7 protein-coding genes and 1 other annotated feature are annotated in these 5,769 nt (G+C 42.7%); of the genes, 2 read left to right on the top strand and 5 right to left on the bottom strand.

Translation table 11 applies throughout. The features are described from left to right. Positions 1–198: 198 nt before the first annotated feature. Both FWJ59_RS07450 and FWJ59_RS07455 read right to left on the bottom strand, forming a co-directional pair. Complete coding sequence (locus FWJ59_RS07450) at positions 199–735, bottom strand: spore maturation protein (RefSeq protein WP_414481322.1); 537 nt, start codon at positions 733–735, stop codon at positions 199–201. A 20-nt stretch (positions 736–755) separates the two neighbouring features. Continuing rightward, complete coding sequence (locus tag FWJ59_RS07455; RefSeq protein WP_414481323.1) at positions 756–1,331, bottom strand: nucleoside recognition domain-containing protein; 576 nt, start codon at positions 1,329–1,331, stop codon at positions 756–758. A 186-nt stretch (positions 1,332–1,517) separates the two neighbouring features. Between FWJ59_RS07455 and FWJ59_RS07460 the strand changes: the two genes are divergently transcribed. Then, positions 1,518–1,766 carry an AbrB/MazE/SpoVT family DNA-binding domain-containing protein gene (locus FWJ59_RS07460; RefSeq protein WP_414481324.1) on the top strand — a complete coding sequence of 83 codons (249 nt, stop codon included), beginning with the start codon at positions 1,518–1,520 and terminating at the stop codon, positions 1,764–1,766. Positions 1,767–1,837: 71 nt separating this feature from the next. Here the strand turns inward: FWJ59_RS07460 and rsmI are convergent, their stop codons facing one another. From rsmI to FWJ59_RS07475, 3 genes are read right to left on the bottom strand one after another with little or no spacing between them, the layout of a single operon-like run. Next, complete coding sequence (gene rsmI, locus FWJ59_RS07465) at positions 1,838–2,677, bottom strand: 16S rRNA (cytidine(1402)-2'-O)-methyltransferase (protein ID WP_414481325.1); 840 nt, start codon at positions 2,675–2,677, stop codon at positions 1,838–1,840. A gap of 33 nt (positions 2,678–2,710) precedes the next feature. Beyond that, positions 2,711–3,385, bottom strand: a complete 675-nt coding sequence (locus FWJ59_RS07470; RefSeq protein ID WP_414481326.1) for a TlpA disulfide reductase family protein — start codon at positions 3,383–3,385, stop codon at positions 2,711–2,713. Positions 3,386–3,418: 33 nt separating this feature from the next. Continuing rightward, complete coding sequence (locus FWJ59_RS07475) at positions 3,419–4,111, bottom strand: cytochrome c biogenesis CcdA family protein (RefSeq protein WP_414481327.1); 693 nt, start codon at positions 4,109–4,111, stop codon at positions 3,419–3,421. 247 nt (positions 4,112–4,358) lie between these two features. Between FWJ59_RS07475 and FWJ59_RS07480 the strand changes: the two genes are divergently transcribed. Further along, complete coding sequence (locus FWJ59_RS07480) at positions 4,359–5,414, top strand: LCP family protein (protein WP_414481328.1); 1,056 nt, start codon at positions 4,359–4,361, stop codon at positions 5,412–5,414. 115 nt (positions 5,415–5,529) lie between these two features. Further along, positions 5,530–5,769, top strand: a binding site (T-box leader).

Genomic DNA, 5,769 nt, shown 5'->3' on the forward strand with positions numbered 1-5,769 from the left:
TCGATGACGACTGCTACACGATCTTTAAGCTCTTTTTCATTTACATTGCTGGGCAGTGCATAAACGTCTATCTTCATGATAATTCTTAATGCCTCCGATCAAAACTAAATTATAAAGCAACCTCATGAATTGATTTTAAGGACAAAATGCTTATTTGTCAACTTTAATTCAGGCATTTTTATAGAGCTTAAATCGGTATCATCTGCCGAATACTATGCTACAGACCATGACAGATGCCATAAGCCCTGCCAAATCGGCTAATAGCGCGGCCCATAGAGTATGCCGAATCCTTTTTATTCCAACTGCCCCAAAGTAGACTGAGAGGGTGTAAAATATGGTTTCAGTGGAGCCCATCACTGTTGAAGCTATCCGCCCGATAAACGAATCGGGGCCATAGACTTTAAAGAGCTCAGCCAATATTCCCATTGAAGCGGAGCCCGACATGGGGCGCATGATTACAAGGGGAAGGATCTGGGCTGGAATGCCCACGCTTTCCACAAAAGGGCTTATAAGGCTTACAAGGATGTCCATGGCTCCGGAGGTTCTGAATATTCCGATTGCGACAAACATAGCTACCATGTAAGGTAACACCTTAACTGCGGTGGTAAGGCCTTCTTTTGCCCCTTCAACAAATGAATTATATACGTTTACGCCGCTTAAATGTCCATGTATCAATACCATAAATATAAAAGCAGGAATGGCAAAAGAGGATATTATATTTATAACGCCAGCCATGTTATATTTACACCCTCGCTTTAATAATACCTCTGGAATATCTTGGCGGCTATAATTCCTGCCGCCGTTGAGCAGACTGTAGCTATAAATGTAGTGCCAATGATCTCCGTTGGGTTGCTGGAGCCGGCCGTACTGCGCAGGGCTATCACAGTGGCGGGTATTAGCTGTACAGATGAGGTGTTTATAACCAGAAACATGCACATGGCGTTGGTTGCTCTGTCCTTTTGGGGGTTCAATTCCTGCAGCTCTTTCATAGCCTTTATTCCCAAGGGAGTAGCTGCATTGCCCAGTCCCAACATGTTAGCAATTATGTTCATGGTTATAGCCCCCATAGCAGGATGTTTGGCCGGTATGTCGTTAAATAGAAATCGCATTATACCCTGCATTTTTTGTGAGACCTTTGTGACCAGCCCTGCTTCTTGAGCCACCTTTATGAGCCCCAACCACAATGCGTAAACGCCTATTAACCCAAAACATAATTCCACAGCGTATTTAGCATTGTCCAGGGCTGCCTGCGTGACGACCTCTATCTTTCCATTAAATGCAGCGACTACCAGTCCTATCAATATCAACAATATCCATACTATGTTGACCATAGGCCTCACCTTTTAGGCAATCTTTTTGTTTATGCATATGACATTTCTTTTTACAATAGAACCTATGCATAAATTTAATTATAGTTTACATATTTTTTACAAATAGCCTATTGACTTTTATTGGTATTATTGGTAATATAATTTGCGTGATTGATGTCGAATTTTGTTAGGGGAGGAGGGGAGAAAATGAAATCCACGGGTATTGTGAGAAAAGTAGATGAGTTGGGAAGAGTTGTAATTCCAATTGAGTTGCGTAGGACTCTGGGTATCGACAAGAAAGATGCTTTAGAGATTTACGTGGACGATGAACATATTATATTGAAAAAGTATGAGCCTGCATGCATATTCTGCGATAATGCCAAGGATGTACGGACTTACAAAGGCAGGAATATATGCAAAGAGTGCCTGGCTGAGCTGCGCAAGCTGACTGAGTAACGCATCATCTTCCAGGCACCTACCTTTTTCCTTTGGTTATATATACATCATCATAGACCAAAGAAAATAGTTCAAGTATCTATAGAATGCTTGTAAACCTCGTTTCTGGGTAGCCCCCGGGCTTTAGCCACCTGTTTTATAGCTTCCTTCTTGTCAAAGCCTTGAGCCATGTATTGTTTGATGTGTTCCTTTATGGAAATATTCCACACATCCTTATGCTGCGTATCTTGATTTCCACATCCCTCTAAGATGAGCACTATTTCTCCTTTAGGGGGATGTTCATTAAAATGTTGCAGCATCTGTTCAAGGTTTAAGATGATGACCTCTTCGTGTATCTTAGTTAGTTCCCGCACCACTGCCACCTTTCTGTTGCCCAGCTTGTCGAGCATATCCTTTAGGGTGGCAACTAACCTGTGCGGCGCTTCGTAGAGAATGATGGTGCGCTGCTCGCATTTTAACTCTTCTAGCCTTGCTTCTCTGTCCTTTTTCTCCCGCGGCAAAAAACCTTCAAACGCAAAACGGCTGGTATCCATTCCCGACAGCACCAAAGCTGTGATGGCGGCTGTGGGACCGGGCAATACCGTAACGGGTATACCGTTCTCCCTTGCCAGGCTAATTAGAGGTATTCCCGGGTCAGATATCCCCGGCATTCCCGCATCGGATACCAGGGCTACGCTATGGCCCTGCTTAAGCAGCTCTATAATTTTGTGACCCCGCTCCTTCTGATTGTGTTCGTGATAGCTTATAAGCGGCTTTGAAATCCCGTAGTGGTTCAAGAGCTTTAAAGTATGCCTGGTATCTTCAGCGGCGATATAATCCACTTCCCGGAGAATGCGAAGCGCTCTTAAGGTTATGTCCTCTAGATTCCCTATTGGCGTTGCGCAGATGTAAAGGGTACCTGTTGCCGGCAAAGAACATCGCTCCTTAGTTTTTTACCGAAGTAATTACTCTTCCGTCGCCCTAATTGCTTCAACTACAAGTTCCATTTCTTCTTGGCCTGAAAAAGCTCCTATCTTAAGATAGCGAACTATCCCTTCCTTGTCAATAATGTAATTGGTGGGCACTCCGCTTTGGTAATAGATTTTCCAAGCTTCGTTATTCCTGTCCAGGAGTACGGGAAAGGTATACCCATACTGTTGAATAAAATCCCTCACCTTTTTCTCTGCAGCTTTATCATCGGTTCCGCCCTTAAGCTCCACAGAGGTAGAGTTGACTGCCAAGATGACGATATCCTGGTCTTTGTACTTTGCATAAAATTCCTCCATATGGGGCATCTCAGCTCGGCAGGGCGGACACCAGGTAGCCCAAAAGTTGAGAAATACGATTTTTCCCTTATAATCCGACAGTTTGATCTTATTGCCATTTAAGTCTTCAGCCTCAAAATCATGCATGGGCTTATTTATCTCCAAGAAATAGTATTTGTCCTTTAAAATGTTTTGTGGCGAAGCTGTATTTTTGTCATCGCTTTCATCTGGTGAAGGATTGAGGATATTTTCATTCTGTGGTTCCTCTGCCTGGCCTTGCGGCCTTTCCTGAGGCGTATCTTGTGACATAGCACAACCGCTTGCAAACAGTCCTAATGCCAGCAAAAGAGACAGTATTTTGATAATCTTGCCCATGGAATTGCATCATCCTTTCAAAATGATTTTCTGTTATGAGTCTAAAAAGGCCAATCTATTGAAGAAAATCAATAACCCTATTATGATGAGAAGTCCACCGCTAATCCATCTTATTATGTCCATATATTTGTACAGTTTTTTAAGGGGCGTCCATAACACCGGCATACAGGCTGTCAGTGTCACAAAGGGCAACCCCAATCCTAAGCTGTATACCGCCAATAATCCCATCCCTTTACCGATGGAGGGGGTCTGGCTGGCCATGACCAGCACCGAGGCAAGCATTGGACCTATACAGGGAGTCCATCCCAAACCAAAGCCCATACCCGCGATAATGGATGTAAGGAATCCCGGCCCATCAATGCTTGTCTTAAATCTTTTCTCATAATTTAAAAAGGGAATAGGGATAAGCCCAATATGGAACAGGCCAAAAAAGGCAATCAATGCTCCACTTATCATTCGGATAACATCCTTGTGTTTCACTATAACCCTTCCGAAGGAGCTTGCCGCAGTTCCCATGCTGATGAACACAAAAGAAAAACCTATGACAAATAAAAGGGCGTTTAGTACCAAGGTACGATAGGACTTTGAGGTGCTTCTAAGCAGATTGTCGACGTTTTGCCCTGTCAAGTAAGCCAGGTATACTGGAATAAGCGGTAAAACGCAAGGAGAAAAAAAAGAGGCTAATCCTTCAACAAAGACCATAAAAATGAAGGCCAAGTCTGCCACCTATATTCCTCCTCATTTTTATTTTATAATACTTATAATACCCCATCTTTAGATTTAAACGACATATATCTTAATAATTAATATAATATGATGTAATATCTCCGTATTTTTCAGCATTTATATATTTCTATTATAATATTGTGTAGCTTTTTTAACAAAATTTAAACTTTCACAATCTTGTATTGACTTATAACATAATTTGTAGAATAATGTTAGATGCTACATAAAGCTCAATGGGGGTATTTACATGAAAAAATTTTTGATAACTGCGCTATCCATATTGCTTGTCTTTCTAATAGCATCAGCGACTTATATATATGTATTGCTTGACCAACTTGAAAATAATTCTCTGGCAGATTATGCGGATTCATCGGACTTATCGGATTTCTCTGATTCATCAGATTCTCAGGAAGAAGTGCCCTCTAATGATAAAGATTTAGGGATTTCTGAAACGGCTCCCAAAACCAGCAAAACCGGTGTAATCAACATACTCCTGTTTGGTTTGGACTCAAGGGTTGAAAACAGTATATCTCGTTCCGATACCATAATGATCGCAACCATCGATAAGAAAAACCAGGTCATTAAGCTTACTTCCCTGATGCGCGATATGTATGTGCCCATTCCTGGCAGAGATAAAAACAGGATAAATACGGCTTATATCTTTGGTGGACCTTCCCTTGCCATCAAAACGGTAAACACCAACTTCGACCTGGATATACGCCATTATGTTACGGTGGACTTCTTTGGCCTAGAAAAGATCATTGATCAGGTAGGCGGTGTAACTATAGACGTCAAAAAGCAAGAAATCCCCTATATTAACAGCTGCATACAAGAACTCAACAGTCTAAATAAAAACACCAAGCCTGCCCCTTTGCTCAAAAATCCCGGCCCACAGACGTTAAACGGCAGGCAAGCGGTAGCATATGCCCGCGTGCGAAAAGTTGGGAATGGCGATTTTGAGAGGACCGAGAGACAAAGGCGGGTACTGGTAGAATTATTTAAAAAGATAAAGACCATTAACCCTTTGAAACTACCCGGCTTGGTGAGCACTATGTTGCCCTATGTGGAGACCAATCTCTCAAAGACCGAAATTTTGAGCTTGGGGATCTCAGTGTTGGGATTTAAGAACAAGGATATAATACAATACAGGCTACCAGTAGATGGAACGTATGAATCTAAGCGAATTGACGGCATGGCCGTTCTGGTACCAGATTTAGAAAAGAACAAGGTTCTTCTCCACGATTTCATATACGGTGACAGCGTAAATGATGAGGTTGCAGATGCTAACAGCAGTGGTGCTTAACAATGGGAGGAAGATCATAGCTTTCAACAGGAATTGATAAAGGGCAGAAATGTCTGATTTGGTGGAATAATACTTGACATAATGGATAATATCATAGTATAGTATTTTTAAGCTTGCAAACGCGATGAAGAGAAGAGTAGGCAGGTAGACCCGCCTTTAGAGAGCCGGGGTAGGTGAAAGCCGGCGGCGGAGTTTCCTGTTGAACATGGTCTTGGAGCGGAGCGGTCGAAATGGGGAGTAGGCCGCTACGGGAGGTCCCGTTATAGACGCAGGTGATGATGGTCACCGGTAGAGTTTTTCGCCGCGAGGCGAAAAAGAATTAGGGTGGTACCGCGGAGGATACCCCTCGCCCCTA

The sequence above is a fragment of the Caldicoprobacter sp. genome (genome assembly GCF_047459465.1).
Lineage (GTDB): Bacteria > Bacillota > Clostridia > Caldicoprobacterales > Caldicoprobacteraceae > Caldicoprobacter.